The following is a 24,923-nucleotide window of genomic DNA, read 5'->3' on the forward strand; positions in this document are numbered from 1 at the left end:
CGGCGTGGCGGAAGGTATCAACCAGCGGCCGTTCATGGCAGCAGAGGGACTATGTCAAGCCAGACTTGACCATCCGTCCCAGGGGCACCGAGCTCGTTTCGAACCAGGTGCTGCGTCCCCTCCAAGGTCTTCAACAAATTCTTGACCCTGCGCAAGAAGAGAATCTCCTCATGCGTGCCGTCCTGCCAATGCTCAGCTCGACGTGTGATTTCCTCCAGAGGCGCACCGATCGCTTCCGTCGCGTCGGTGCAGAGTCGCTTCGGGTCTCGGATCCGATCCCCTTGGACTGGGCCAAAGTAGCGAATAGCGTGCGACCGCACTCTCGATTTAGGGACTGGAGGTGTGAGCGGCTGCATGCTTCTTCATGTTGAAGTCTCGTGAAGTACCACGCCCTTCCGGACAAGGCCATGGGGGTCAGCGCCGGACAGAAGGATCTTCGCCCCGTGAGGCGGGTCGAAAAAGTCTACGTGCTGCCCATACCGGTTGATCCACTCCAGCTTAAGGATTGGGAGAACCGGGCCGACGGTCGGCGCCTCTTCGAGTGTGAAGTGCTGCCCAATTCGCGGAACCCCTCCCACGCAGCGGACCACGCAAACACAATCGTTGCTCGACCGCGATTCGACTGAGATGATTTGGATCAGTCCGAAATCCTGGCTATCCATGCTTGTACGCCTCTCGGAGGAATTGTGTTGTCTGCTCCGGGGTTAGCTTGGGGATATCCCATTCGAGGGCATCGGTAATTCCCTGATAGGAATTGACCTTCGGTACATTGATTCCCATGTCTGCGAGGATGTTGCGCGCAGTGTCGGCAGGCAGGGTGACGGTGGCGCGCTTTGCGAGTTCGGAAGCCGATAGCTCTACTCCGACCTCGGCTTCAGCTCTGATGAATCCAGGATAGTTCGGAACGCCGTCGAGCGCGCTGCGTGGGATCAATTGGACTACCGCATCACCGTATTGCTCGGAATGCCTCGCAAAAGCTGTAGCCACCCCGGGGTCGGTTGATGTCGGTGTGACGCCGCTGGCTTGTGTACCGCTGCTTGCATCGTAACCGCGGGTGGTGCCGCGGAAGAGGTGCTCTTCCTCTGGGCAACCTGCCGGTGCCAGCCCCAATGGGTCGATGACGGAGAGCGGGTTGGGAACATAGCCGACCGGATCCGGCGAGGGAGACAACCCCAGGGGATCCGGCGTGGCATAGCGGCCGGTTCCCGGGTCGTAGTACCGGAAGTAGTTGTAGTGAAGGCCCGTCTCCGGGTCGTAGTACTGGCCGGGGAAGCGGAGGGGGGTGTAGGCGGTGCTGTCGGTGTGCCAGGTGGTGGTGCCCCAGAGGGTGGAGCGGGTGCGCCAGGCGATGTCGCCCGATTCCGAGACCAGTTCGGTCGGGGTGCCGACGAGGTCGGTGACGATGGCGTAGAAGCGGGAGTCGATTTCCTGCTGGGTGGACTCGTCGGTGCGGCGTTCCGTCTGGGCGAGGGGGGTGAAGCCCCTGTGGTCCCAGGTGAGGGTGACAGGGTGGGGGAGGTCGGGCGCGGCGGTGGTCTGCTCGATGAGGGTGGGGCCGTCCCAGGTGAAGAGGACCGATTCGGCCTGCTCGCCGTCCGCCGTCATGCGGTGCTTGGCCACCCGGCGGCCCAGGGGGTCGTACGCGTACTGCCAGGCGGTGCCGTCCGGGGTGACGACTCGGGTGAGGCGGTCCTCCGCGTCCCAGGTGTAGCGCCAGGTGTCCGGCTTCTTCGAGAGGCGGGCCTTCTGGCGGAGGGTGGTGCGGCCCGCTGCGTCGTGTTCGTAGCGGACCTTGCCTGCCGCCCGGATGGTCGTGCCTGCGTAGGTGCGGGGGCCGATGGCCTCGGGGGAGGCGTGGGTCGTCGGCCAGCTCGCCTCCGTCTGGTTGCCTGCCTCGTCGTAGGCGTAGCGCTCGGTCCAGCCGCGGGCGTGGACGGCGGTGACGCGGCCGATCGCGTCCAGGTCGAAGGTGGCGCGGCCGGAGAGGAGGTCGTCGACGCCGGTCAGATAGCCGTCCGCGCGGTACTCGTAGCCCTTGCGCTGGACGGTCGAGTCCGCCGTGTCCAGGGACAGGGTCTCGAGCCGGCCCGCCGGGTCCCACACCTGGGAGAGGGTCAGGCCCTCGGTTCCGATGCGGCGCTGCGTCTCGCGGCCCGCCGCGTCGTGGGTGAAGTCCAGTGTGTGCCCGCTGGCGGTGAGCGAGGTGCGGTTGCCCGCTGCGTCGTAGGTGCTGGTGGAGACGGCGCCGGTCGGGGTGGTGCGGCGGGTGCGGCGGCCCAGGGCGTCGTAGGTGTGGGTGAGGGCTCGGCCGTTGACGAGTTCCGTTTTGACGCGGCCCAGCTTGTCGCGCTGGTAGCGCAGCTCCGCGTCCGGGCCGACGGCATCCAGGAGGCGGCCTGCCGGGTCGTAGGCGTAGGTCGTCACCGCGCCCGCCGCGTCCTTGCGGAGGGTGCGGCCCAGGGCGTCCCGCTCGTAGGTGATCTCTTCGCCGAGCGGTGTCGTACGGCGGATCAGTTCGCCGGCCGCGTCCAGTTCGTACTGCTGCGTGCGGTCGTCGAAGTCCGTCTCCGCGACCAGGCGGCCCGCCGGATCGTAGGTGTAGTCCCAGGTCAGGCCCTGGGGGTTGGTCACCCGCGTCATGCGCAACTCGGCGTCGTACGCGAACTCGTAGCGGACGCCGTCCGGGCCCGTGCGGGCCTCCAGCATGTCGAAGTGGGTGTACTCGTACCGGGTCTCGCCGCCTGCCGCGTCCACGTGGCGGGTGCAGTTGCCCTCGCCGTCCCACTCCCAGCGCTCCGTGGCGCCGTCGGGTGTCGTGCGGGAGGCCAGTCGGCCTTCGGCCGTCCAGCTCAGCGTGGTCCGGGCGCCCAGCGGGTCCACCACACGCACCGGGCGGCCGAACGCGTCGCGTTCGTAGCGGGTGGTCGCGCCCAGCGGGTCGGTGATCTCCAGCGGGAGGCCCGCCGCGTCGCAGCGGACCCTCGTCGTCGCGCCGAGGGCGTCCGTCACCGTCGCCAGCCGGCCCCGGTCGTCGTAGGTGTAGCGGGTGGTGTGGCCCGCGGGGTCGGTCACCGAGGTCCGGTTGCCGTAGGCGTCCCACTCCTGGCGCCATGCGGAGCCGTCGGGGCCGGTCGTGGCGACCGGCAGTCCCAGCGCGTCGCGGACGATCGCGGTGCGCGTACCGTCCGGGCGTGCGACCGCGGCGAGGTGGCCTGCCGTGTCGTACGTGAAAGACGTCGTGCGGCCCAAAGCGTCCGTGTGGGACAGCGGGCGGTTGTGGTCGTCCCGTTCGGTCCTGGTCCGGTGGCCCAGGGGGTCGATCTCGCCGACCGTCCGGCCCTGCTCGTCGAAGAGCGTGCGGGTCGCGTGCCCTGCCGCGCTGGTCAGCGTCGTGACGCGGTGGCCGGTTGCCTCGTCGACGCCGTCGTAGTCGATGCGGACCTGCATGTGGCCTGCTGTGCCGCCTTCGGCGATGACGCGGTGCAGATTGTCGTAGACGTAGTCGTAGCGGCGGTCGTTGGTGTCGGTCCAGGACACCACCCGCTGCTCGTCGTCGTACTCGAAGCGCAGTGGCAGCCCGGAGGAGCCCGTGACGTCGGTCAGGTTGCCGTCGGTGTAGGCGTAGCGCAGCACCGTCGTATCGGTCTCGGAACCGGCCAGGGAGAGCGCGGTCACCCGGTCGTCCTCGACCGTCAGCCGCACCACGTAGCCGCCGCTGTGGACGAGGCGCAGGGGTGCGCCGGTCTGTTCGTCGTACTCGAAGGTGATGCTGTTGCTGTTGCGGTCCGTGATCTGCTCGATCCGGGCCGCGCCGTCCTCCGACGTGTCCCCTTGCGGCGGGGCGAAGTGCCGTACCCAGCCGGTGTCCGGGTCCGTCAGCGTGTACCCGCCGTCCGGGGTGCGCTCCAGCGGCATCCGGGACGAGCCCGCCGACGGCAGGGTGGGAACCCCCGGAGCCGGGTGCGGGAACGTGAGCAGGCGGCCGTCCTCCGCGACGAAGACGACGCCCTCCGGGTCGACCTCCAGCCGCTGGTCCACCGTGGAGCTCCACGACGGGCCGAACCAGCGGCCGAGGATGTAGCCGGATTCGACGCGGCGGTTGAAGGAGAGCGGCAGGGTGCCCGGCAGGGACAGGTCCGTCTGCGGGAGGTACATCTTCCCGGTGGCGAGGTCGACCGGGTCGGTCCTGCCGGAGGGAGTCTCCTCGCCCTTGCGGGCTGCCTGGTGCGGACCCTTCTGCTCGGCGGCCTTCCGCCCCGCCGAGAGTTCCTTCGCCAGCTTCCCCGCGCGCCCCGCCTTCGTCGCCACGCCGAGGCCCTTGGTGCCGAAGAGTTCGGGGAGGAGGCGGCCGACCCCTTCGGAGGGGTCCTTCTTGAAGGTCTCCCACATCTGCTTGCCGGTGCCGACCGGGTCGTTGGCGGTGCGCATGATGCCGGTGACGGTCGAGTTGAGCTGGGTGACGTACTCGGCGGGGTGGGTGATGTTGTACGGGTCGACGGGGTTGATGCTGCGGACGAAGTTGTTGAGGCCGGCGACGCCCTTCACCACGCCGCCGACCAGATGTTCGCTGTCGAGCTGGAGTCCGGTGACGCCGTCCCCGGCCTGGTCCCAGTAGTCCGGCTTGGGCGGGGCCGCGTCGCGGGCCTCCTTGACCTTCTTCTGGGCTTCGGCCGCGGCGGTGTTGCGCTGGGTGCGGGCCTCCTTGAGCTGCTCCTCGGCGTCTTTCTTCTTGTCGTTCTTGTACTTGGTGGCCGCCTCGCCGGCCTGGCCCTGCGCCCACTCGACCGTGGTCGCGAAGGACTCCAGTGCGTCGGCGGCCTTCTCGCAGGCGTGCGCGGCCTTGACCCACTTGGCGGGCTCCAGGCCGACCTTCTCCCAGAAGGCGTCGGCGGCCTTGCCCTTCAGCGTGCCCTTGTGCAGGCCCTTGAGGCCCTTGGCGACGTTGTCGAACGCCGTCTTGAGGTTGCCGATGTGCTCGGCCGTCGAACGGATCTTGCTGGGGCTGCCGTAGACCAGCTTCTTGGGGTCGTCGGTCTCGTCCAGCTGGAACTCGGCGGTCTCGGCGCCCAACGCGTTCGCCGCCGAGCGGGACTTGTCCCGCACCCAGTCGCCGCCGCTCTCCCAGCCGACGTCGTCCAGCCGGTCGCCGGTCCAGTTCCCGGCGCCCTCGACGAAGTCCCCGGCGCCCTCCGCGAGGTCCTCGGCCTTGTCCTCGACACAGTCCGGTACGAAATCCCGCCAGCCCATCAGCCGTTGCCCCCGTCGGTTCCGTCGCCGTCAGCACCCTGTCCGTGCTGCTGCTGGGTCGCGCGCTCCTCGGGGGAGGGGCCGAACCACTCGTCCTGCTTGGCCTCGACCTGCTCGTCGCTGATGCCGGTGGCCTTCTGGGCGAGGTCCATGTACATCCCGCCGCGCCCCTTGGAGGACAGCTCGCGCCCGGTGTCCTGCCAGTCCTGCTTGATGTCCTGACCGGCCTTCTCCCAGGACTCCTTGCTGTAGTCGGGGGCGTCCGGCGTGAGGATGTCGCCGTAGCCCTGCTTGACGACCTCCTCCTCGGTGGCGTGCGGGTTGCCGGTGTAGAGGGCGGAGTTCATGGCGATTTTGAGGGTGCCCGCCCGGTACTGGTCCTCCTCGTGCGCCATCCCCGCCGAGAGGCCGAGCTTCTGGGCGAGCGCGTTGGCGTTCTGCACCAGGGCGCGCACGCCCCACTCCCACCTCTCGCAGAAGTCCTCGAAGTCGACCGAGAGGCTGTAGTGGCCCATCTCCATGCCGGTCAGCGACAGCTCCTCGAAGCCCGCACCCTGCAGGGCGCCCGTCGCCGAACCGCCGGACGCCTTCAGCTCGTCGATGGCGCCCTTGAGTCCCTTCTCGACCAGATCGAGGGACTCCTTGTTCCAGTGGACGCCGTCGCTGCTCTTGCCGCCGTCCCCCATCAGACGTCCCCTCCGTCGTCCGGGGCGGGCACGGCCACCGCGTCCGGAACGATCCCCGGCGCGGGCGGGAAGAGCATCGAGCCGTCCTCGTCGGCGGCGTTCACCGCGACACCCGCCGGGCCGTCCTGGGCTGGGACGACGACATCGAGCAGCCGGGCCCCCAGGATCGCCGCGTAGTCCCACGGCCGGTCGGTGGCCTCGCCGCGGGCGAGCGCGAAGCGGGCCAGGGCCGCCTCGTCGGTGAAGGCGAAGATCCAGCGGACGCCGCCGTGCACCCCCGACATCACCTGGTCCTCGCCCACTGTCGGGACCAGCACCGCGGTGCGGCGGAACTCGCCCACCAGCGCCTCGGGGTCCCCGGTTCCCGCGCGCCGTGCCGCGATCTCCTCGGACAGTTCCATCCCGCCCCCTCGTACTCCTGCTTCCCCTGGCGTCGGCTGCTGCCGTCCCCTTGGACGGTTGTCCCCGCCCCGCCCCGCCCCGCCCCACCCCGCCCCGCGGCCGGTCCGGCCGGACCGGCCGGTTCGGTCGGTTCCGCGGGCGAGGTCCGGGCCACGAGAGCCCCGGCAACGCCGACGGCCATGTGAGCAGACGCTCACACACCGTTGCTCGGTTGCATACCCGCAGGCCGGGACGGGAAAGCTGTGCCGCATCCCACAGCGCGCCCGGTGTTCACACTCCCGTCGGACGCGCTCCAGCGGGCCCCGCGTCATGCCTCGGGCCGCTGCTCCAGTTCCCGCTTGAGGTTGCGCAGCGTCCGGTCGATGTTGCGGATCTGGAAGGCGGCGAAGGTGCTGCCTCCGGTGGCGATCCGGTCGAAGACCCCGGCCACCGGGTCCGGCCAGGAGCGCCGGTCGTCGGTCCAGGTCTCGGTCACCTTCGTACCGCCCTCGGAGCTGTGGAAGCGGTACTCCCAGGTCGCGATGGGGGACTTCAGCTTCGGGTGCCGCAAGCCGATGGCGTGCACGCGGAAGGCGAAGCGGCGGCCCGGGTCGGCCTCGGTCACGGTGCAGCGCGTGGTCCAGCGGAAGACGCCGCGCTTGTTGCGGCCCTCGAAGACGGTGCCGACCTCGGCGGGCCCGTCCCCGCCGGGCACGGTCGCCCCCAGGTTCTCCGGGCTCCAGCGGCCCATCCGGGCGGGCCGGCTGATCTGCTCGTACACGGCCTGGGGTGCCGCGTCGATCCGGATGCTGCGGGACACGGTGAATTCGCGGGGCATGGGCACTCCGTTCCTCGGCGGATGCCGGGGGCGCGGACCCGGTGCGGGCCGTTCCGTCGGTCCGGCTCGCGTCGGGCCGACCGGTTCGGCCACCTCTCCGTCGGCCCGACCGGATCGCGTCGGGCCGAGGGGTACGCGGCGGCCCGGTGCGCGGTGGCGCGGACCCGGCCGCGGACGGGGCTCCCGGCCCGCGTGACCCTACTTGCCGGTAGTCGCGCTGTCAGGGGTTCGCGGGAGTGCGGGCTGCCCATGAGGGGGCTGGCCGCCCCGGGAGTGCGGGCGCGTCGAAGCGCAGACGGATGCAGAGGGGGCGCCTGAAGTGCGGGCAGGTCGTGAAGTACTGGGGCGCACGCCGGGCAGCCGGTACGATCGAAGAGGCGCTCCGGATCTTGCACAGACCCCGGCACTCCCGATGTGCGGCACGCCACTTGTGAGCTGCCCCTCATTCCGCAGTCCGGGGCCGGATGTGCTAGTGGCCCGATTGGCTACGGCTCTGGCCTCTGTGGCACACTGTCCAGGTTGCTCGGTTGAGTGCCGATGCTGCGCGCCTCCCGCCGGGAGGACCGGAAGCGAGTCCCAGGTATTCGTCGCCCCTCGTCAGGGGCGGAAGTACGGGAATCTTCCGGGAAGCGTAGGAGGGGCTTCCAGCCAGGCACCCGGTGGGATTCCTCCCCCGGCTCCTTCCTCATGTGGATCGCGGACGGATCGCGTATGCGCCCGCGGAACCTCGGCGGAGTACTGCTGTGGAGAACTGCGAGAAGGATGCCGACACGCCCGACCGCGTGGGTCGAGTGAGGGTGGGAGCCCACGGGTTCCGGAGCGTTACGAGAGACAGGACTACGAAGTAGCCATGGCGGGACAGAAGATCCGCATCAGGCTCAAGGCCTACGACCACGAGGTCATCGACAACTCGGCGAAGAAGATCGTCGAGACGGTGACGCGTACTGGCGCGTCGGTCGCCGGCCCGGTGCCGCTGCCCACAGAGAAGAACGTGTACTGCGTCATCAAGTCGCCGCACAAGTACAAGGATGCGCGCGAGCACTTCGAGATGCGTACCCACAAGCGTCTGATCGACATCCTCGACCCGACCCCCAAGACCGTTGACTCGCTGATGCGCCTGGACCTCCCGGCCGGCGTCGACATCGAGATCAAGCTCTGAGGGGTGTCGTAGAGATGGCTAAGCAGATCAAGGGCGTCCTGGGCGAGAAGCTCGGCATGACCCAGGTCTGGGACGACAACAACCGCGTTGTCCCCGTGACCGTCGTCAAGGCCGGTCCGAACGTTGTGACCCAGGTCCGCACCGCAGACAGGGACGGCTACGAAGCCGTCCAGATCGCCTTCGGCGAGATCGACCCGCGCAAGGTGAACAAGCCCCTCAAGGGCCACTTCGCCAAGGCCGACGTCACCCCCCGCCGCCACCTGGTGGAACTCCGCACCTCCGACGCGTCCGAGTACACGCTCGGCCAGGAGCTGACCGCGGACACCTTCGAGGCCGGCCTCAAGGTCGACGTCACCGGCAACTCCAAGGGCAAGGGCTTCGCCGGCGGCATGAAGCGCCACGGCTTCCGCGGCGGCAAGGCGTCCCACGGTGCGCACCGCATCCACCGCAAGCCGGGCGCCATCGGTGGCTGCGCCACCCCGGGCCGTGTCTTCAAGGGCACCCGCATGGCCGGCCGGATGGGCAACGAGCGGGTCACCACCCAGAACCTGACCGTCCACGCCGTTGACGCGGAGAAGGGCCTGCTGCTCATCAAGGGCGCAGTCCCCGGTCCGAACGGCGGCCTCGTCCTGGTCCGTACCGCGGCCAAGGGGGCTTGAGGAACCGATGAGCACCATTGACATCCTTTCGCCGGCCGGCGACAAGACCGGGACCGTCGAACTCCCCGCGGAGATCTTCGACGTGCAGGTCAGCGTTCCGCTGATCCACCAGGTCGTCGTCGCCCAGCTGGCAGCGGCCCGCCAGGGCACGCACAAGACCAAGACGCGCGGCGAGGTCCGCGGCGGCGGCAAGAAGCCGTACCGCCAGAAGGGCACCGGCCGCGCCCGCCAGGGCTCGACCCGCGCTCCGCAGTTCGCCGGCGGTGGCGTCGTGCACGGCCCGGTGCCGCGCGACTACTCGCAGCGGACCCCGAAGAAGATGAAGGCCGCCGCGCTGCGTGGCGCCCTCTCCGACCGGGCCCGCCACGGCCGCGTCCACGCCGTCTCCGGTGTGGTCGAGGGCGAGATCTCGACCAAGGCCGCGAAGAACCTGTTCGGCCGGATCAGCGAGCGGAAGAACTTGCTGCTGGTCGCCGAGCGCTCCGACGAGGCCGCCTGGCTGTCCGCCCGCAACCTGCCCCAGGTGCACATCCTGGAGCCGGGCCAGCTCAACACCTACGACGTGCTCGTCTCGGACGACGTGGTCTTCACCCAGGCCGCGCTCGAGTCCTTCGTTGCTGGCCCGCAGGCCCACACCGAAGGGAGCGACGCCTGATGGCTACGCGACACCCGAGCATTGCCTCCAAGGCAGCGAAGGCCGCGAAGGCCGCCCGCGTCGCCAAGGCCGCCCGCCGGGCCGCCGACGGTCCGGGCCCGATCGCGCCGGCCGACCCGAGCAAGGTCTTCACCGACCCGCGCGACCTGCTGATCAAGCCGGTCGTCTCGGAGAAGAGCTACGCGCTGCTGGACGAGAACAAGTACACGTTCATCGTCGACCCGCGTGCGAACAAGACCCAGATCAAGCAGGCCGTCGAAGAGGTCTTCTCGGTCAAGGTCGCCGGGGTCAACACGATCAACCGCCAGGGCAAGCGCAAGCGCACCCGCACCGGTTACGGCAAGCGCGCGGACACCAAGCGCGCCATCGTGACCCTTGTCGAGGGCGACCGAATCGACATCTTCGGCGGCCCGGCCTCCTGACGGGGGCCAGGTCGTTCTGAAGTCCGGAATCTTCCGAGGACTGAGAAATGGGTATCCGCAAGTACAAGCCGACGACTCCGGGCCGTCGCGGCTCATCCGTCGCCGACTTCGTCGAGATCACGCGGTCCACGCCGGAGAAGTCGCTGGTCCGCCCGCTGCACAGCAAGGGCGGCCGTAACAACGCCGGTCGTGTGACTGCGCGCCACCAGGGTGGTGGCCACAAGCGCGCCTACCGCGTGATCGACTTCCGTCGGCACGACAAGGACGGCGTGCCGGCGAAGGTCGCGCACATCGAGTACGACCCGAACCGCACCGCGCGCATCGCGCTGCTGCACTACGTGGACGGCGAGAAGCGTTACATCCTCGCCCCGCGCGGCATCCAGCAGGGCGACCGCATCGAGAACGGCCAGGGCGCCGACATCAAGCCGGGCAACAACCTGCCGCTGCGCTTCATCCCCGTGGGTACGACGATCCACGCGATCGAGCTGCAGCCGGGCGGCGGCGCCAAGTTCGCCCGCTCGGCCGGTGCCTCGGTGCAGCTGCTGGCGAAGGAGGGCCGGATGGCCCACCTGCGCATGCCGTCCGGTGAGATCCGGCTGGTCGACGTCCGCTGCCGCGCCACCGTCGGCGAGGTCGGCAATGCCGAGCAGTCGAACATCAACTGGGGCAAGGCCGGCCGCATGCGCTGGAAGGGCGTCCGCCCGACCGTCCGCGGTGTGGTCATGAACCCGATCGACCACCCGCACGGTGGTGGTGAGGGTCGTACCTCCGGTGGCCGCCACCCGGTTTCGCCGTGGGGTCAGAAGGAGGGGCGTACGCGCTCGCCGAAGAAGGCCAGCAACAAGTACATCGTCCGCCGCCGCAAGACGAACAAGAAGCGCTAGGAGGCGGGTTTAGATGCCGCGCAGTCTCAAGAAGGGGCCCTTCGTCGACGACCACCTCGCCAAGAAGGTGGACGGCCAGAACGACGCGGGCACCAAGAACGTCATCAAGACCTGGTCTCGCCGCTCGATGATCGTCCCGGCCATGCTGGGCCACACGATCGCGGTGCACGACGGCCGCAAGCACGTCCCGGTGTTCGTCACCGAGTCGATGGTCGGCCACAAGCTCGGCGAGTTCGCGCCGACCCGCACCTTCCGCGGCCACGTGAAGGACGACCGCAAGTCGCGTCGTCGCTGAACGGCTGGGTGCGAAGACTATGACTGACACCGAAGGGACAACCATGGAAGCCAGGGCCTCAGCGCGCTATGTGCGCGTCACGCCCATGAAGGCCCGCCGGGTGGTGGACCTTGTTCGTGGCATGGACGCCACGGAGGCTCAGGCGGTCCTGCGTTTCGCCCCGCAGGCCGCGAGCATGCCGGTCGGCAAGGTGCTCGACAGCGCCATCGCCAACGCCGCGCACAACTACGACCACACCGACGCCGACAGCCTCTACATCTCCGAGGCGTACGTCGACGAGGGCCCGACCCTGAAGCGGTTCCGGCCGCGCGCCCAGGGCCGCGCCTACCGGATCCGTAAGCGGACGAGCCACATCACCGTGGTCGTGAGCAGCAAGGAAGGAACCCGGTAATGGGCCAGAAGGTAAACCCGCACGGGTTCCGGCTCGGCGTCACCACCGACTTCAAGTCGCGTTGGTATGCCGACAAGCTCTACAAGGACTACGTCAAGGAAGACGTCTCGATCCGCCGCATGCTCACTCAGGGCATGGAGCGGGCGGGCATCTCCAAGGTGGAGATCGAGCGCACGCGTGACCGCGTCCGCGTCGACGTCCACACCGCCCGTCCGGGCATCGTCATCGGCCGCCGCGGCGCCGAGGCGGACCGGCTGCGCGGCAACCTGGAGAAGCTCACCGGCAAGCAGATCCAGTTCAACATCCTCGAGGTGAAGAACCCCGAGACGGACGCGCAGCTCGTCGCCCAGGCGGTCGCCGAGCAGCTCTCCTCCCGGGTCTCCTTCCGTCGCGCCATGCGCAAGAGCATGCAGACGTCGATGAAGGCCGGTGCCAAGGGCATCAAGATCCAGTGCGGCGGCCGTCTCGGCGGTGCCGAGATGTCGCGCTCGGAGTTCTACCGCGAGGGCCGGGTCCCGCTGCACACGCTGCGCGCCAACGTCGACTACGGCTTCTTCGAGGCCCGTACGACCTTCGGCCGCATCGGTGTGAAGGTGTGGATCTACAAGGGCGATGTCAAGAACATCTCCGAGGTGCGCGCCGAGAACGCCGCGGCCCGTGCGGGCAACCGCCCGTCGCGCGGCGGTGGCGGCAACGACCGTCCCCGTGGTCGGGGCGGCGAGCGTCGCGGTCGCAAGCCGCAGCAGGGCCAGGGTTCGGCTGAGGCTCCCAAGACGGAGTCCGCCGCGCCCGCCGGCGCCGCCGCCGAGCCGAGCGCTTCAGGAAAGGAGAGCTGACCCATGCTGATCCCGCGCAGGGTCAAGCACCGCAAGCAGCACCACCCGAAGCGCACGGGTATGGCCAAGGGCGGTACCGAGGTCGCGTTCGGTGAGTACGGCATCCAGGCTGTGACCGGTGCCTACGTGACGAACCGGCAGATCGAGGCCGCTCGTATCTCCATGACTCGTCACATCAAGCGTGGCGGCAAGGTGTGGATCAACATCTACCCCGACCGCCCGCTGACCAAGAAGCCCGCTGAGACCCGCATGGGTTCCGGTAAGGGTTCGCCCGAGTGGTGGGTCGCCAACGTCAAGCCGGGGCGCGTGATGTTCGAGCTGTCCTACCCGAATGAGAAGATTGCTCGTGAGGCGCTCATCCGCGCAGCTCACAAGCTTCCGATGAAGTGCCGCGTGGTGCGGCGCGAGGCAGGTGACGCGTGATGGCCGCCGGAACCAAGGCGTCCGAGCTGCGCGAGCTGGGCGACGAGGAGCTTGGCTCCAAGCTCCGCGAAGCCAAGGACGAGCTGTTCAAGCTCCGCTTCCAGGCGGCGACCGGGCAGCTCGAGAACCACGGTCGGCTCAAGGCCGTCCGCAAGGACATCGCCCGGATCTACACCCTGATGCGTGAGCGCGAGCTGGGCATCGAGACGGTGGAGAGCGCCTGATGAGCGAGACGAATGTGACTGAGACACAGCAGGAGCGCGGCTTCCGCAAGACCCGGCAGGGTCTTGTCGTCAGCGACAAGATGGACAAGACCGTCGTCGTCGCCGTCGAGGACCGCGTCACGCACGCCCTGTACGGCAAGGTCATCCGCCGTACCAACAAGCTCAAGGCGCACGACGAGCAGAACGCTGCCGGTGTCGGCGACCGCGTCCTCCTGATGGAGACCCGGCCGCTGTCCGCCACCAAGCGCTGGCGCATCGTCGAGATCCTCGAGAAGGCCAAGTAGGACCTCCCCGCTGGGGAGTCCCGGAGAAGCTGCCTGAGGGGGTACCCCCGCAGGTTCGTTCCGCCAGGCTCGGCAGGGATCGCGAGATCCCTGCCGGGAACCGGCAGACATACAGGAGATAGACGTGATCCAGCAGGAGTCCCGGCTTCGCGTCGCCGACAACACGGGTGCGAAGGAGATTCTCACCATCCGTGTGCTCGGCGGCTCGGGCCGGCGCTACGCGGGCATCGGTGACGTCGTCGTCGCTACCGTCAAGGACGCGATCCCGGGCGGGAACGTGAAGAAGGGCGACATCGTCAAGGCCGTCATCGTGCGCACCGTGAAGGAGCGCCGCCGCCCCGACGGCTCGTACATCCGGTTCGACGAGAACGCCGCCGTCATTCTCAAGAACGACGGCGACCCTCGCGGTACCCGCATCTTCGGCCCGGTCGGTCGTGAGCTGCGCGAGAAGAAGTTCATGAAGATCATCTCGCTCGCGCCGGAGGTGCTGTGACCATGAGGATCAAGAAGGGCGACCTGGTTCAGGTCATCACCGGCAAGGACAAGGGCAAGCAGGGCAAGGTCATCGTGGCCTACCCCCGCGAGGACCGCGTCCTGGTCGAGGGTGTCAACCGGGTCAAGAAGCACACCAAGGCCGGTCAGACGGCCCGCGGTTCGAAGACCGGCGGCATCGTGACGACCGAGGCCCCGATCCACGTCAGCAACGTTCAGCTGATCGTGGAGGCGGACGGCAAGAAGGTCGTGACCCGTGTCGGGTACCGCTTCGACGACGAAGGCAACAAGATCCGCGTTGCCAAGCGGACCGGTGAGGACATCTGATGACTGCCACCACCTCTGAGGCCCCCCGCCTCAAGCAGCGCTACCGCGCCGAGATCCAGGGCAAGCTGCAGGACGAGTTCGCCTACGACAACGTCATGCGGATCCCCGGGCTGACCAAGATCGTGGTCAACATGGGTGTGGGCGACGCCGCCCGCGACTCCAAGCTGATCGAGGGTGCCATCAAGGACCTCGCCACGATCACCGGCCAGAAGCCCGCCGTCACCAAGGCCCGCAAGTCCATCGCGCAGTTCAAGCTGCGTGAGGGGCAGCCGATCGGCGCCCACGTGACGCTGCGCGGCGACCGGATGTGGGAGTTCCTGGACCGCCTGCTGTCCCTCGCGCTGCCGCGCATCCGCGACTTCCGCGGTCTGTCGCCCAAGCAGTTCGACGGCAGGGGCAACTACACCTTCGGTCTCACGGAGCAGGTCATGTTCCACGAGATCGACCAGGACAAGATCGACCGGGTCCGGGGCATGGACATCACCGTGGTCACCACGGCGACCACCGACGACGAGGGCCGCGCCCTGCTTCGTCACCTCGGCTTCCCGTTCAAGGAGAACTGACCATGGCGAAGAAGGCCCTGATCTCCAAGGCCGGCCGCAAGCCCAAGTTCGCGGTGCGTGCCTACACGCGCTGCCAGCGGTGCGGCCGTCCGCACTCCGTCTACCGCAAGTTCGGCCTGTGCCGCGTGTGCCTCCGCCAGATGGCGCACCGTGGCGAGCTGCCGGGCGTGACCAAGAGCTCCTGGTAATCCCTTCGGGGACAAGCCAGGACTCTCGGTAAGCTGAAAAGTCGCTTACTACGCCGTAGGTCCCCCGCGACGCACCCGTCCCGTCGTCGGCCGCAAGGCCGGCGGACGGGGAGAAGGACGACGCAGACAGGGAAACCCCGGCGAGAGAGGCCGAAGGCCATCACATGACCATGACCGATCCCATCGCAGACATGCTGACTCGTCTGCGGAACGCGAACTCGGCGTACCACGACGCCGTCGAGATGCCGCACAGCAAGATCAAGTCGCACATCGCGGAGATCCTCCAGCAGGAGGGTTTCATCACCGGCTGGAAGACCGAGGACGCCAAGGTCGGCAAGAACCTCGTTCTCGAGCTGAAGTTCGGCCCGAACCGCGAGCGCTCGATCGCCGGTATCAAGCGGATCTCCAAGCCGGGTCTGCGGGTCTACGCAAAGTCCACCAACCTGCCGAAGGTGCTCGGCGGCCTGGGCGTGGCGATCATCTCCACGTCGCACGGTCTGCTGACCGACAAGCAGGCTCAGAAGAAGGGCGTGGGTGGGGAAGTCCTCGCCTACGTCTGGTAACGGAAGGGAACGGAGGTAAAGCAATGTCGCGTATCGGCAAGCTCCCCATCCAGGTTCCCGCCGGTGTGGACGTCACCATCGATGGCCAGACGGTCGCGGTGCAGGGCCCCAAGGGCTCTCTCTCGCACACCGTTGCCGCGCCCATCGAGATCGCCAAGGGCGAGGACGGCGCGCTCGTCGTCACCCGTCCGAACGACGAGAGCCGGAACAGGGCCCTGCATGGCCTGTCCCGCACGCTGGTGGCGAACATGATCACTGGCGTGACCAACGGGTTCAGCAAGGACCTCGAGATCAGCGGTGTCGGCTACCGGGTCCAGGCCAAGGGCTCCGACCTGGAGTTCTCGCTGGGCTACAGCCACCCGATCCTGGTGGAGGCCCCCGAGGGGATCTCCTTCAAGGTCGAGTCCCCGACCAAGTTCACGGTCGAGGGCATCGACAAGCAGCGGGTCGGCGAGGTTTCCGCGAAGATCCGCAAGCTGCGCAAGCCCGACCCGTACAAGGCCAAGGGCGTGAAGTACGCGGGCGAGGTCATCCGCCGCAAGGTCGGAAAGGCTGGTAAGTAAGCCATGGCATACGGCGTGAAGATCGCCAAGGGCGACGCCTACAAGCGTTCCGCTGCCAAGCGCCGGCACATCCGCATCCGGAAGAAGGTCTCGGGCACGCCCGAGCGCCCCCGTCTGGTGGTGACCCGCACCAACCGCGGGATCACCGCGCAGGTGATCGACGACCTCGCGGGCCACACGCTGGCCTCGGCGTCGCACCTGGACGGTTCGGTTCGCGGTGGCGAGGGCGACAAGAGCGCCCAGGCCCAGCAGGTCGGCGCACTGGTCGCCGAGCGTGCGAAGGCCGCGGGTGTCGAGGCTGTCGTGTTCGACCGCGGTGGCAACAAGTACGCAGGGCGGATTGCCGCTCTGGCCGACGCCGCCCGCGAGGCCGGGCTCAAGTTCTGAGCACGGTCCTGCAAGCGGACGTTAATCGAGAGAGGTAATTCCAATGGCTGGACCCCAGCGCCGCGGTGGCGGCGCCGGTGGCGGCGACCGGCGGGACCGTAAGGGCCGGGACGGCGGCGCCGCCGCCGAGAAGACTGCGTACGTTGAGCGCGTTGTCGCGATCAACCGTGTCGCCAAGGTTGTGAAGGGTGGTCGTCGCTTCAGCTTCACCGCGCTGGTCGTGGTGGGCGACGGTGACGGCACCGTGGGTGTCGGTTACGGCAAGGCCAAGGAGGTGCCGGCCGCCATCGCCAAGGGTGTGGAGGAGGCCAAGAAGCACTTCTTCAAGGTCCCCCGCATCCAGGGCACCATTCCGCACCCGATCCAGGGTGAGGAAGCCGCGGGTGTCGTGCTGCTCAAGCCGGCCTCGCCCGGTACCGGTGTGATCGCCGGTGGCCCGGTGCGTGCCGTGCTGGAGTGCGCGGGCATCCACGACGTGCTCAGCAAGTCGCTCGGCTCGTCGAACCCGATCAACATCGTGCACGCCACGCGGGCGGCTCTGCAGGGGCTTCAGCGCCCCGAGGAGATCGCGGCCCGTCGCGGCCTGCCGCTGGAGGACGTGGCACCCGCCGCTCTGCTGCGGGCGCGTGCAGGGGTGAGCGCGTAATGGCTCGCCTGAAGATCACGCAGACGCGTTCCGTCATCGGGACCAAGCAGAACCACCGTGACACGCTGCGGACCCTGGGTCTCAAGCGCGTCAACGATGTGGCCGTCCGCGAGGCCAGCGACGTCGTTCGCGGTCAGGTGCACACCGTGCGCCACCTCGTGACGGTCGAGGAGGTCGACTGAGATGGCTGACTCCGAGAACCCGCTGAAGGTGCACAACCTCCGTCCGGCCCCGGGCGCCAAGACCGCCAAGACCCGCGTGGGTCGTGGTGAGGCGTCCAAGGGCAAGACCGCGGGCCGTGGTACGAAGGGCACCAAGGCCCGGTACCAGGTTCCGGAGCGCTTCGAGGGCGGGCAGATGCCGCTGGTCATGCGGCTGCCCAAGCTCAAGGGCTTCAACAACCCCGCCCACAAGCAGTTCCAGGTGGTGAACCTGGAGAAGCTGGCCGCGCTCTACCCGCAGGGTGGCGAGGTCACGGTGGCCGATCTGGTCGCCAAGGGCGCTGTGCGCAAGAACGAGCTGGTCAAGGTGCTCGGTGACGGCGACATCTCGGTGGCGCTGACGGTGACCGTCGACAAGGTCTCCGGCTCCGCCAAGGAGAAGATCACCGCCGCCGGCGGCACCGTCACCGAACTCCTCTGAGTTCGTTGACCAGGTGAACGACAGGCCGGGGATGTCCCAACGGGACATCCCCGGCTGGTTGTTTGCGTAGCTGGTCGTTTCTCGGTGGTGCACCGGCCGGTAAGGTGGCACCACGTTGATAACTGTCGATCCTCAAGACCGTCACCTCTCGCGCCAGTAGATCGCGGGGGGCGCAGGAGGCACCGTGCTCACCGCGTTCGCCCGGGCGTTCCAGACGCCCGACCTGCGCAAGAAGCTGCTCTTCACGCTCGGCATCATGGTGCTCTTCCGAATCGGAGCGCACGTTCCGGTGCCGGGCGTCAGCTACGAGAACGTCCAAGCCTGTATGGACGAGGCCAAGGGCGCGCAGGGCCTCTTCGGCCTGGTCAACATGTTCAGCGGTGGCGCGCTGCTGCAGATCACCATCTTCGCTCTCGGGATCATGCCGTACATCACGGCGAGCATCATCCTGCAGCTGCTGGTGGTGGTCATCCCCCGGCTGGAGGCCCTGAAGAAGGAGGGGCAGGCCGGACAGGCGAAGATCACGCAGTACACCCGCTATCTGACCGTCGCGCTCGCCATCCTCCAGGCCACCGGTCTGGTCGCCACCGCGCGCAGCGGCAGCCTCTTCCAGAGCTGCAGCGTCGCCAGCCAGATCATCCCCGACCAGTCGATCTTCAGCACCATCGTGATGGTCATCACGATGACCGCGGGTACCGGCCTGATCATGTGGCTGGGTGAGCTGATCACCGACCGCGGTATCGGCAACGGCATGTCGATCCTGATGTTCGTCTCCATCGCGGCCGGTTTCCCCGGCGCGCTGTGGGCCATCAAGAAGCAGGGCAAGCTGGCGGACGGCTGGATCGAGTTCGGTGCGGTCATCCTCTGCGGCCTGGCGATGGTCGGCCTGGTGGTCTTCGTCGAGCAGGCCCAGCGCCGTATTCCGGTGCAGTACGCGAAGCGCATGATCGGCCGGCGGAGTTACGGCGGCACCTCGACCTACATTCCGCTGAAGGTCAACCAGGCCGGTGTGATTCCCGTCATCTTCGGCTCGTCGCTGCTCTACATTCCCGCGCTGATCGTGCAGTTCAGCGGATCCCAGGCGGGCTGGGCGCAGTGGATCCAGGCGCACTTCGTAAAGGGTGACCACCCGCTTTACATCGCGACCTACTTCCTGCTGATCGTCTTCTTCGCCTTCTTCTACGTCGCCATCTCCTTCAACCCCGAAGAAGTTGCCGACAACATGAAGAAGTATGGTGGCTTCATCCCGGGTATCCGGGCTGGTCGTCCCACCGCGGAGTACCTGAGCTACGTGCTGAACCGGATCACGTGGCCCGGCTCTCTGTACCTGGGTCTGATCGCACTGGTGCCGACCGTCGCGCTGATCATGTTCAACGCCAACCAGAACTTCCCGTTCGGCGGAACGAGCATCCTGATCATCGTGGGCGTCGGTCTCGAGACCGTGAAGCAGATCGAGAGCCAGCTTCAGCAGCGCCATTACGAAGGGTTCCTCCGCTGATGCGTATCGTCCTGGTCGGGCCGCCTGGTGCAGGCAAGGGGACGCAGGCCGCGTTCCTCGCCAAGAACCTCGCGATCCCGCACATCGCCACCGGCGACCTCTTCCGCGCCAACATCAGCCAGGGCACTCCGCTCGGGCAGAAGGCGCAGGAGTACATGCGGGCCGGCCAGTTGGTCCCCGACGAGGTCACCATCGGGATGGCCAAGGGGCGCATGGAGGAGGAGGACGCCGCGGGCGGCTTCCTGCTCGACGGCTTCCCGCGGAACATCGCCCAGGCCCAGGCGCTGGACGGCTACCTGGACGAGACCGGTCTGAAGCTGGACGCGGTGCTCGACCTGGAGGTCCCCGAGGACGAGGTCGTCAAGCGGATCGCCGGTCGGCGGATCTGCCGCAACGACAGCAGCCACGTCTTCCACGTCGAGTACAGCCCCGCCAAGACCGACGGCGTCTGCGACGCCTGCGGCGGTGAGCTCTACCAGCGTGAGGACGACCGCGAGGAGACCGTGCGCAAGCGGCTCGAGGTCTACCACAGCGAGACCGAGCCGATCATCGACCACTACAAGGCGCAGGGGCTCGTGACCACGATCTCCGCGCTGGGTACGGTCAGCGAGGTGACGGAGCGCGCGATGCAGGCGATCTCCGCGGAGTAGCAGGGGCCGGGCGCGCGAGAGCGGCGCCCGGTAGCCCGGGGCGCGCGTGCCGCGCCCGGCATCGGCCGTTGCGACGGGGCCGGACCAGAGGTCCGGCCCCGTCGGCTGTTCCGGCTGCTCGGCGGACCGCGGCCGGCCCCGGGCCGGGACGGGAGACGGCGTCCGTGCGGCCGCGGACCTGCGACGGGCGGAAGCGGCCCGGCGACCGTCGGCCGGGAACGGCGGCCGGGTACCCGGGCCCGGGGACCGACGGCCGCGTACCGGTGACTGCCGGTACGGGACGGGGGACCGGAGCCTGAGCCCCGGGGCCGGGACCGGGACCGGGACCGGCGACCGCGTCCCCCGCGACCGCGGGCCGGAGACGGCGGCCGGGGACGGCGTGCCCGCCTCCGGACCCGGGCTGGCAGACTTGTGGGGGCAGTTTTCGTACAGGGAGCAGCCGGCGGCGGGAGCCGTCGGCCAGGGAAGGCGGACGTCGGCATGGTCGAGATCAAGACCCCGGAGCAGATCGCGAAGATGCGCGAGGCGGGGCTGGTCGTCGCGGCCATGCACCGGGCGTGTGCCGAGGCCGCGGTGCCCGGCGCGACCACGAAGGACCTGGACGAGGTCGCGGCGAAGGTGCTGGCCGATCACGGTGCGAAGCCGAACTTCCTCGGGTACGGCGGCTTCCCCGGGAACATCTGCACCTCGGTGAACGAGGTCGTGGTGCACGGCATCCCCAGCAAGGAGACCGTCCTCAAGGCAGGTGACCTGCTGTCCATCGACGCGGGGGCGATCATCGACGGCTGGCACGGGGACGCCGCGCTGACCGTCTTCGTCGGCGAGGGCCACTCGGCGGAGCTGCGCGAGCTCAGCCGGGTGACGGAGGAGTCGATGTGGGCCGGGATCGCCGCGATGCGCAAGGGCAACCGGCTGGTCGACATCTCCAAGGCGATCGAGAGCTACATCCGGCGGCAGCCGCGCCCGGCGGGTGGCAAGTACGGGATCATCGAGGACTACGGCGGCCACGGCATCGGCTCGCAGATGCACATGGACCCGCACCTGCTGAACTACGTCGAGCGGCGCCGCGGCCGGGGGCCGAAGCTGGTGCCCGGGATGTGCCTGGCCATCGAGCCGATGGTGAGCCTGGGCACAGCCCGTACGCACGTGCTGTCGGACGACTGGACGGTCAAGACGAACGACGGCACCTGGTCCTCCCACTGGGAGCACTCGATCGCCCTCACCGAGCAGGGGCCGCTGGTGCTGACCGCGCCGGACGGCGGCCGCGCCAAGCTGGCCGAGCTCGGGATCGAGGCCGCTCCGGACCCGCTGGGCTGAAGGCCCGGTCGGCTCCCGCCGAGCGTCCGGCCGCCGCGGCGCCGGACCGCTGCCGTGCTGAGTTTCCGGCCGCTCCCGCCGAGTGGTCCGGGCTCTTCCGGCCCGCGGCCCGGCTCTCCGTCACGGTCCCGGCCCCGGAGCCACCCCGGGGGACCCGCCCGGGTGAATCGCCTCGGATCGCGGCTCGGCGGATTAAGCTGCGCGCGCCGCGGGGAGACTCCCCCGATTCGTCTATTCGGGGAGCGGTGTCGTAGACTGGCTCGTCGGCCCAGGTGTACCCGTTTGCCACTCGGAGAGCCAGGGCCTCCCAGGTAGCCGATCCCGGAAGGTGAAGCGCTCAAGCATGGCCAAAAAACAAGGGGCCATCGAGATCGAGGGCACCGTCGTCGAGTCTCTCCCGAACGCGATGTTCAAGGTTGAGCTCCAGAACGGGCACCAGGTCCTCGCGCACATCAGCGGCAAGATGCGGATGCACTACATCCGTATCCTTCCCGACGACCGGGTCGTGGTGGAGCTGTCTCCCTACGACCTGACGCGCGGACGGATCGTCTACCGCTACAAGTAGATCGACAGATCGTGCCGGCTTCCCCGCTCCCGTGGGGAGAAGGCCAGACCCGGAGAACCTCACACCATGAAGGTCAAGCCGAGCGTCAAGAAGATCTGCGACAAGTGCAAGGTGATCCGCCGCCACGGGCGGGTCATGGTCATTTGTGACAACCTGCGCCACAAGCAGCGCCAGGGCTGACTAGACGACCTGCCTTTCGCAGTTCCTTCGCGCGACGCGAGCAACAGTTGCATAAGCAGGACCCGGCGCCGTACGCGGTGTCGACACCCCCGGTCGGAGGCCGGGGACCTGTCCTCCAGGGGACGGGAGCGGGACTGCTTCAGACCTCCGACGAAATCATCAGGAGCCACATCCATGGCACGCCTCGCTGGCGTCGACCTCCCGCGCGAGAAGCGCGTCGAGGTCGCCCTCACCTACGTCTTCGGCATCGGCCGCACCCTTGCCCAGCAGACCCTGCGCGAGACCGGGGTCAGCCCGGACACCCGCGTCCGGGACCTGGACGAGGAGCAGATGGTCCAGCTCCGCGAGTACGTGGACAACAACCTGCAGGTCGAGGGTGACCTCCGCCGTGAGATCCAGGCCGACATCCGCCGCAAGGTGGAGATCGGCTGCTACGAGGGCCTGCGCCACCGGCGCGGTCTCCCGGTCCACGGTCAGCGCACCAAGACCAACGCCCGCACCCGTAAGGGCCCGCGTCGCGCCATCGCCGGCAAGAAGAAGCCGGGCAAGAAGTAGTCCGCACCGGACACGCTGCAAGCGGTCCGCGTAGTAGGACCGACCACCTCACGGGAGTTATCTCTATATGCCTCCGAAGGGCCGTACGGCCGGCGCCAAGAAGGTGCGCCGCAAGGAGAAGAAGAACGTTGCCCACGGGCACGCTCACATCAAGAGCACGTTCAACAACACCATCGTTTCGATCACCGACCCGACCGGCAACGTGATCTCCTGGGCTTCCGCCGGCCACGTCGGCTTCAAGGGCTCGCGCAAGTCGACGCCGTTCGCCGCGCAGATGGCCGCCGAGAACGCGGCGCGCCGCGCGCAGGAGCACGGCATGCGGAAGGTGGACGTCTTCGTCAAGGGTCCCGGCTCCGGCCGTGAGACCGCGATCCGCTCCCTCCAGGCCACCGGCCTCGAGGTCGGCTCGATCCAGGACGTCACCCCCACCCCGCACAACGGCTGCCGCCCGCCGAAGCGTCGCCGGGTCTGAGAACTGAAGTAGGAGATCACCACACATGGCGCGTTACACCGGGGCCGACTGCAAGCGTTGCCGTCGGGAGAAGCAGAAGCTCTTCCTCAAGGGAGCTAAGTGCGAGAGCGCGAAGTGCCCGATCGAGATCCGTCCTTACCCCCCGGGTGAGCACGGGCGCGGGCGCACCAAGGACTCCGAGTACCTGCTGCAGAAGCGCGAGAAGCAGAAGGCCGCCCGTATCTACGGCGTGCTGGAGAAGCAGTTCCGCGGGTACTTCAACGAGGCCAACCGACAGCAGGGCAAGACGGGTGAGAACCTGCTGCGGATTCTGGAGACCCGTCTGGACAACGTCGTGTACCGGGCCGGCTTCGCCAAGTCCCGCGACCACGCCCGCCAGCTCGTCAAGCACGGCCACATCGCGCTGAACGGTCGCAAGACCGACATCCCCTCGGCGCGGGTCTCCGTCAACGACATCGTCGAGGTCCGTCCGTCCTCCCGTAACCTCACCCCCTTCCAGGTGGCGGCTGCGGAGGCCGGCGAGAAGACCGTTCCGGCGTGGCTGGAGTCCATTCCGGCGAAGATGCGGATCCTCGTCCACTCGATGCCCGAGCGCCAGGTGATCGACACCCAGGTGCAGGAGCAGCTCATCGTCGAGCTGTACTCGAAGTAGCCGAGGCGGCTGATCGTCGAGCGTGCCCGGGTCCTCCGGGTCCGCTCACACGGGTGCGGGGCGGTTCCGGCCGGTTTCGGCCGGGCCGCCCGTACCCTTGCAGTACCGGCATCAAATAGCGGTTGCCGAAAACTGGAGGAAAACATCTCATGCTGATCGCTCAGCGCCCTTCCCTGACCGAAGAGGTCGTCGACGAGTTCCGCTCCCGGTTCGTGATCGAGCCGCTGGAGCCGGGTTTCGGCTACACCCTCGGTAACTCCCTGCGTCGTACGCTCCTCTCCTCGATCCCCGGTGCTGCCGTGACCAGCATCCGGATCGACGGTGTCCTGCACGAGTTCTCGACCGTGCCGGGCGTCAAGGAGGACGTCACCGACCTCATCCTCAACATCAAGTCCCTCGTCGTCTCCTCCGAGCACGACGAGCCGGTCGTGATGTACCTGCGCAAGCAGGGCCCGGGCCTGGTCACCGCCGCGGACATCGCGCCGCCGGCCGGTGTCGAGGTGCACAACCCGGACCTGGTCCTCGCCACGCTGAACGGCAAGGGCAAGCTGGAGATGGAGCTGACCGTCGAGCGCGGCCGCGGCTACGTCTCCGCCGTGCAGAACAAGCAGGTGGGCCAGGAGATCGGCCGGATCCCGGTCGACTCCATCTACTCGCCCGTCCTCAAGGTCACCTACAAGGTCGAGGCGACCCGAGTCGAGCAGCGCACCGACTTCGACAAGCTGATCGTCGACGTCGAGACCAAGCAGGCCATGCGGCCCCGCGACGCCATGGCGTCCGCAGGCAAGACGCTGGTCGAGCTGTTCGGCCTGGCCCGCGAGCTGAACGTCGACGCCGAGGGCATCGACATGGGCCCGTCGCCGACGGACGCCGCGCTCGCGGCCGACCTGGCGCTGCCGATCGAGGAGCTGGAGCTGACGGTCCGCTCCTACAACTGCCTCAAGCGCGAGGGCATCCACTCGGTGGGCGAGCTGGTGGCCCGCTCCGAGGCCGACCTGCTGGACATCCGCAACTTCGGTGCGAAGTCCATCGACGAGGTCAAGGCGAAGCTGGCCGGGATGGGCCTGGCCCTCAAGGACAGCCCGCCCGGATTCGACCCGACCGCCGCCGCCGACGCCTTCGGCGCCGACGACGACGCGGACGCCGGGTTCGTCGAGACCGAGCAGTACTGAGCGACTGCCGACCGGCGGGGGCTCCGTCCGGAGCCCCCGTGAACCCCTTCCCGGTACCTCGCACGGCCGGGACTGCCTCCGGTGCCTGACACGGCCGGTGCAGTGAC

34 protein-coding genes are annotated in these 24,923 nt (G+C 68.4%); 30 read left to right on the top strand and 4 right to left on the bottom strand.

Annotated features, from left to right (window positions below):
- Positions 1 to 654: 654 nt before the first annotated feature.
- The 4 genes from ACFYNS_RS25905 to ACFYNS_RS25920 form a co-directional block, all read right to left on the bottom strand.
- The gene (locus tag ACFYNS_RS25905; protein WP_388605321.1) at positions 655 to 5,247 is read right to left on the bottom strand and encodes a putative T7SS-secreted protein; all 4,593 of its coding nucleotides are present in this window, start codon (positions 5,245 to 5,247) and stop codon (positions 655 to 657) included.
- Positions 5,247 to 5,933: a hypothetical protein gene (locus ACFYNS_RS25910; protein WP_360290926.1), complete on the bottom strand. Its 687-nt coding sequence runs from the start codon at positions 5,931 to 5,933 to the stop codon at positions 5,247 to 5,249. Before ACFYNS_RS25910 ends, ACFYNS_RS25905 begins: the two co-directional genes overlap by 1 nt.
- Positions 5,933 to 6,334 carry an SseB family protein gene (locus ACFYNS_RS25915; protein ID WP_019354954.1) on the bottom strand — a complete coding sequence of 134 codons (402 nt, stop codon included), beginning with the start codon at positions 6,332 to 6,334 and terminating at the stop codon, positions 5,933 to 5,935. The genes ACFYNS_RS25910 and ACFYNS_RS25915 overlap by 1 nt, the downstream gene beginning before the upstream one ends.
- A gap of 308 nt (positions 6,335 to 6,642) precedes the next feature.
- A complete protein-coding gene (locus ACFYNS_RS25920) occupies positions 6,643 to 7,152 on the bottom strand; it encodes an SRPBCC family protein (protein ID WP_360290922.1) in 510 nt (169 codons plus the stop codon).
- 850 nt (positions 7,153 to 8,002) lie between these two features.
- On the opposite strand from ACFYNS_RS25920, the gene rpsJ reads away from it, so the two are divergent.
- From rpsJ to ACFYNS_RS26070, 30 genes are all read left to right on the top strand, one after another.
- Positions 8,003 to 8,311 carry a 30S ribosomal protein S10 gene (gene rpsJ, locus ACFYNS_RS25925; protein ID WP_016909683.1) on the top strand — a complete coding sequence of 103 codons (309 nt, stop codon included), beginning with the start codon at positions 8,003 to 8,005 and terminating at the stop codon, positions 8,309 to 8,311.
- A 14-nt stretch (positions 8,312 to 8,325) separates the two neighbouring features.
- On the top strand, positions 8,326 to 8,970 hold the full coding sequence (gene rplC, locus ACFYNS_RS25930; protein ID WP_019354952.1) for a 50S ribosomal protein L3: 645 nt from the start codon (positions 8,326 to 8,328) through the stop codon (positions 8,968 to 8,970).
- A gap of 7 nt (positions 8,971 to 8,977) precedes the next feature.
- Positions 8,978 to 9,625 carry a 50S ribosomal protein L4 gene (gene rplD, locus ACFYNS_RS25935; protein WP_075002201.1) on the top strand — a complete coding sequence of 216 codons (648 nt, stop codon included), beginning with the start codon at positions 8,978 to 8,980 and terminating at the stop codon, positions 9,623 to 9,625.
- On the top strand, positions 9,625 to 10,047 hold the full coding sequence (gene rplW / locus ACFYNS_RS25940) for a 50S ribosomal protein L23 (RefSeq protein ID WP_075002200.1): 423 nt from the start codon (positions 9,625 to 9,627) through the stop codon (positions 10,045 to 10,047). The genes rplD and rplW overlap by 1 nt, the downstream gene beginning before the upstream one ends.
- A gap of 47 nt (positions 10,048 to 10,094) precedes the next feature.
- Positions 10,095 to 10,931 carry a 50S ribosomal protein L2 gene (gene rplB / locus ACFYNS_RS25945; RefSeq protein ID WP_360290917.1) on the top strand — a complete coding sequence of 279 codons (837 nt, stop codon included), beginning with the start codon at positions 10,095 to 10,097 and terminating at the stop codon, positions 10,929 to 10,931.
- Positions 10,932 to 10,944: 13 nt separating this feature from the next.
- Positions 10,945 to 11,226, top strand: coding sequence for a 30S ribosomal protein S19 (rpsS, locus tag ACFYNS_RS25950; RefSeq protein WP_019354948.1), 282 nt, complete (start codon positions 10,945 to 10,947; stop codon positions 11,224 to 11,226).
- A gap of 43 nt (positions 11,227 to 11,269) precedes the next feature.
- Positions 11,270 to 11,617, top strand: a complete 348-nt coding sequence (rplV, locus tag ACFYNS_RS25955) for a 50S ribosomal protein L22 (protein WP_360290973.1) — start codon at positions 11,270 to 11,272, stop codon at positions 11,615 to 11,617.
- The gene (gene rpsC / locus ACFYNS_RS25960; protein WP_360290914.1) at positions 11,617 to 12,453 is read left to right on the top strand and encodes a 30S ribosomal protein S3; all 837 of its coding nucleotides are present in this window, start codon (positions 11,617 to 11,619) and stop codon (positions 12,451 to 12,453) included. The genes rplV and rpsC overlap by 1 nt, the downstream gene beginning before the upstream one ends.
- Positions 12,454 to 12,456: 3 nt before the next feature.
- A complete protein-coding gene (gene rplP, locus ACFYNS_RS25965; protein WP_360290911.1) occupies positions 12,457 to 12,876 on the top strand; it encodes a 50S ribosomal protein L16 in 420 nt (139 codons plus the stop codon).
- A complete protein-coding gene (gene rpmC, locus ACFYNS_RS25970) occupies positions 12,876 to 13,100 on the top strand; it encodes a 50S ribosomal protein L29 (RefSeq protein WP_019354944.1) in 225 nt (74 codons plus the stop codon). The genes rplP and rpmC overlap by 1 nt, the downstream gene beginning before the upstream one ends.
- Positions 13,100 to 13,384, top strand: coding sequence for a 30S ribosomal protein S17 (rpsQ, locus tag ACFYNS_RS25975; RefSeq protein WP_019354943.1), 285 nt, complete (start codon positions 13,100 to 13,102; stop codon positions 13,382 to 13,384). The genes rpmC and rpsQ overlap by 1 nt, the downstream gene beginning before the upstream one ends.
- A gap of 124 nt (positions 13,385 to 13,508) precedes the next feature.
- Positions 13,509 to 13,877, top strand: coding sequence for a 50S ribosomal protein L14 (rplN, locus tag ACFYNS_RS25980; RefSeq protein ID WP_019354942.1), 369 nt, complete (start codon positions 13,509 to 13,511; stop codon positions 13,875 to 13,877).
- 2 nt (positions 13,878 to 13,879) lie between these two features.
- A complete protein-coding gene (gene rplX / locus ACFYNS_RS25985) occupies positions 13,880 to 14,203 on the top strand; it encodes a 50S ribosomal protein L24 (RefSeq protein WP_026004359.1) in 324 nt (107 codons plus the stop codon).
- Positions 14,203 to 14,766 (top strand): 50S ribosomal protein L5, encoded by a 564-nt coding sequence (rplE, locus tag ACFYNS_RS25990; RefSeq protein WP_019354940.1) that lies wholly within the window; start codon positions 14,203 to 14,205, stop codon positions 14,764 to 14,766. Before rplX ends, rplE begins: the two co-directional genes overlap by 1 nt.
- A gap of 2 nt (positions 14,767 to 14,768) precedes the next feature.
- Complete coding sequence (locus ACFYNS_RS25995; protein ID WP_019354939.1) at positions 14,769 to 14,954, top strand: type Z 30S ribosomal protein S14; 186 nt, start codon at positions 14,769 to 14,771, stop codon at positions 14,952 to 14,954.
- Between the two features lie 164 nt (positions 14,955 to 15,118).
- Positions 15,119 to 15,517, top strand: a complete 399-nt coding sequence (gene rpsH, locus ACFYNS_RS26000; RefSeq protein WP_360290903.1) for a 30S ribosomal protein S8 — start codon at positions 15,119 to 15,121, stop codon at positions 15,515 to 15,517.
- 23 nt (positions 15,518 to 15,540) lie between these two features.
- On the top strand, positions 15,541 to 16,080 hold the full coding sequence (gene rplF, locus ACFYNS_RS26005; RefSeq protein WP_360290901.1) for a 50S ribosomal protein L6: 540 nt from the start codon (positions 15,541 to 15,543) through the stop codon (positions 16,078 to 16,080).
- A gap of 3 nt (positions 16,081 to 16,083) precedes the next feature.
- On the top strand, positions 16,084 to 16,467 hold the full coding sequence (gene rplR / locus ACFYNS_RS26010; RefSeq protein ID WP_075002196.1) for a 50S ribosomal protein L18: 384 nt from the start codon (positions 16,084 to 16,086) through the stop codon (positions 16,465 to 16,467).
- Positions 16,468 to 16,510: 43 nt separating this feature from the next.
- Positions 16,511 to 17,113 (top strand): 30S ribosomal protein S5, encoded by a 603-nt coding sequence (gene rpsE / locus ACFYNS_RS26015; RefSeq protein WP_019354935.1) that lies wholly within the window; start codon positions 16,511 to 16,513, stop codon positions 17,111 to 17,113.
- Complete coding sequence (gene rpmD / locus ACFYNS_RS26020; protein WP_019354934.1) at positions 17,113 to 17,295, top strand: 50S ribosomal protein L30; 183 nt, start codon at positions 17,113 to 17,115, stop codon at positions 17,293 to 17,295. The genes rpsE and rpmD overlap by 1 nt, the downstream gene beginning before the upstream one ends.
- Before the next feature lies 1 nt (position 17,296).
- A complete protein-coding gene (gene rplO / locus ACFYNS_RS26025; protein WP_075002194.1) occupies positions 17,297 to 17,755 on the top strand; it encodes a 50S ribosomal protein L15 in 459 nt (152 codons plus the stop codon).
- Between the two features lie 184 nt (positions 17,756 to 17,939).
- Positions 17,940 to 19,253, top strand: coding sequence for a preprotein translocase subunit SecY (secY, locus tag ACFYNS_RS26030; RefSeq protein ID WP_276478296.1), 1,314 nt, complete (start codon positions 17,940 to 17,942; stop codon positions 19,251 to 19,253).
- A complete protein-coding gene (locus tag ACFYNS_RS26035; RefSeq protein ID WP_360290894.1) occupies positions 19,253 to 19,903 on the top strand; it encodes an adenylate kinase in 651 nt (216 codons plus the stop codon). Before secY ends, ACFYNS_RS26035 begins: the two co-directional genes overlap by 1 nt.
- A 480-nt stretch (positions 19,904 to 20,383) precedes the next feature.
- Positions 20,384 to 21,220 carry a type I methionyl aminopeptidase gene (map, locus tag ACFYNS_RS26040; RefSeq protein ID WP_360290891.1) on the top strand — a complete coding sequence of 279 codons (837 nt, stop codon included), beginning with the start codon at positions 20,384 to 20,386 and terminating at the stop codon, positions 21,218 to 21,220.
- A gap of 343 nt (positions 21,221 to 21,563) precedes the next feature.
- Entirely contained in the window at positions 21,564 to 21,785 is a 222-nt protein-coding gene (infA, locus tag ACFYNS_RS26045; RefSeq protein WP_003948620.1) for a translation initiation factor IF-1, read from the top strand.
- A 66-nt stretch (positions 21,786 to 21,851) separates the two neighbouring features.
- Entirely contained in the window at positions 21,852 to 21,965 is a 114-nt protein-coding gene (gene rpmJ, locus ACFYNS_RS26050; RefSeq protein ID WP_003956441.1) for a 50S ribosomal protein L36, read from the top strand.
- 174 nt (positions 21,966 to 22,139) lie between these two features.
- Positions 22,140 to 22,520 carry a 30S ribosomal protein S13 gene (rpsM, locus tag ACFYNS_RS26055; RefSeq protein WP_360290888.1) on the top strand — a complete coding sequence of 127 codons (381 nt, stop codon included), beginning with the start codon at positions 22,140 to 22,142 and terminating at the stop codon, positions 22,518 to 22,520.
- Between the two features lie 67 nt (positions 22,521 to 22,587).
- The gene (gene rpsK, locus ACFYNS_RS26060; protein WP_016473404.1) at positions 22,588 to 22,992 is read left to right on the top strand and encodes a 30S ribosomal protein S11; all 405 of its coding nucleotides are present in this window, start codon (positions 22,588 to 22,590) and stop codon (positions 22,990 to 22,992) included.
- Between the two features lie 25 nt (positions 22,993 to 23,017).
- The gene (rpsD, locus tag ACFYNS_RS26065) at positions 23,018 to 23,644 is read left to right on the top strand and encodes a 30S ribosomal protein S4 (protein ID WP_019354928.1); all 627 of its coding nucleotides are present in this window, start codon (positions 23,018 to 23,020) and stop codon (positions 23,642 to 23,644) included.
- A 149-nt stretch (positions 23,645 to 23,793) separates the two neighbouring features.
- Positions 23,794 to 24,816: a DNA-directed RNA polymerase subunit alpha gene (locus tag ACFYNS_RS26070; protein ID WP_019354927.1), complete on the top strand. Its 1,023-nt coding sequence runs from the start codon at positions 23,794 to 23,796 to the stop codon at positions 24,814 to 24,816.
- Positions 24,817 to 24,923 lie beyond the last annotated feature (107 nt).

The sequence above is a fragment of the Streptomyces sp. NPDC006925 genome (assembly GCF_042869575.1).
GTDB lineage: Bacteria > Actinomycetota > Actinomycetes > Streptomycetales > Streptomycetaceae > Streptomyces.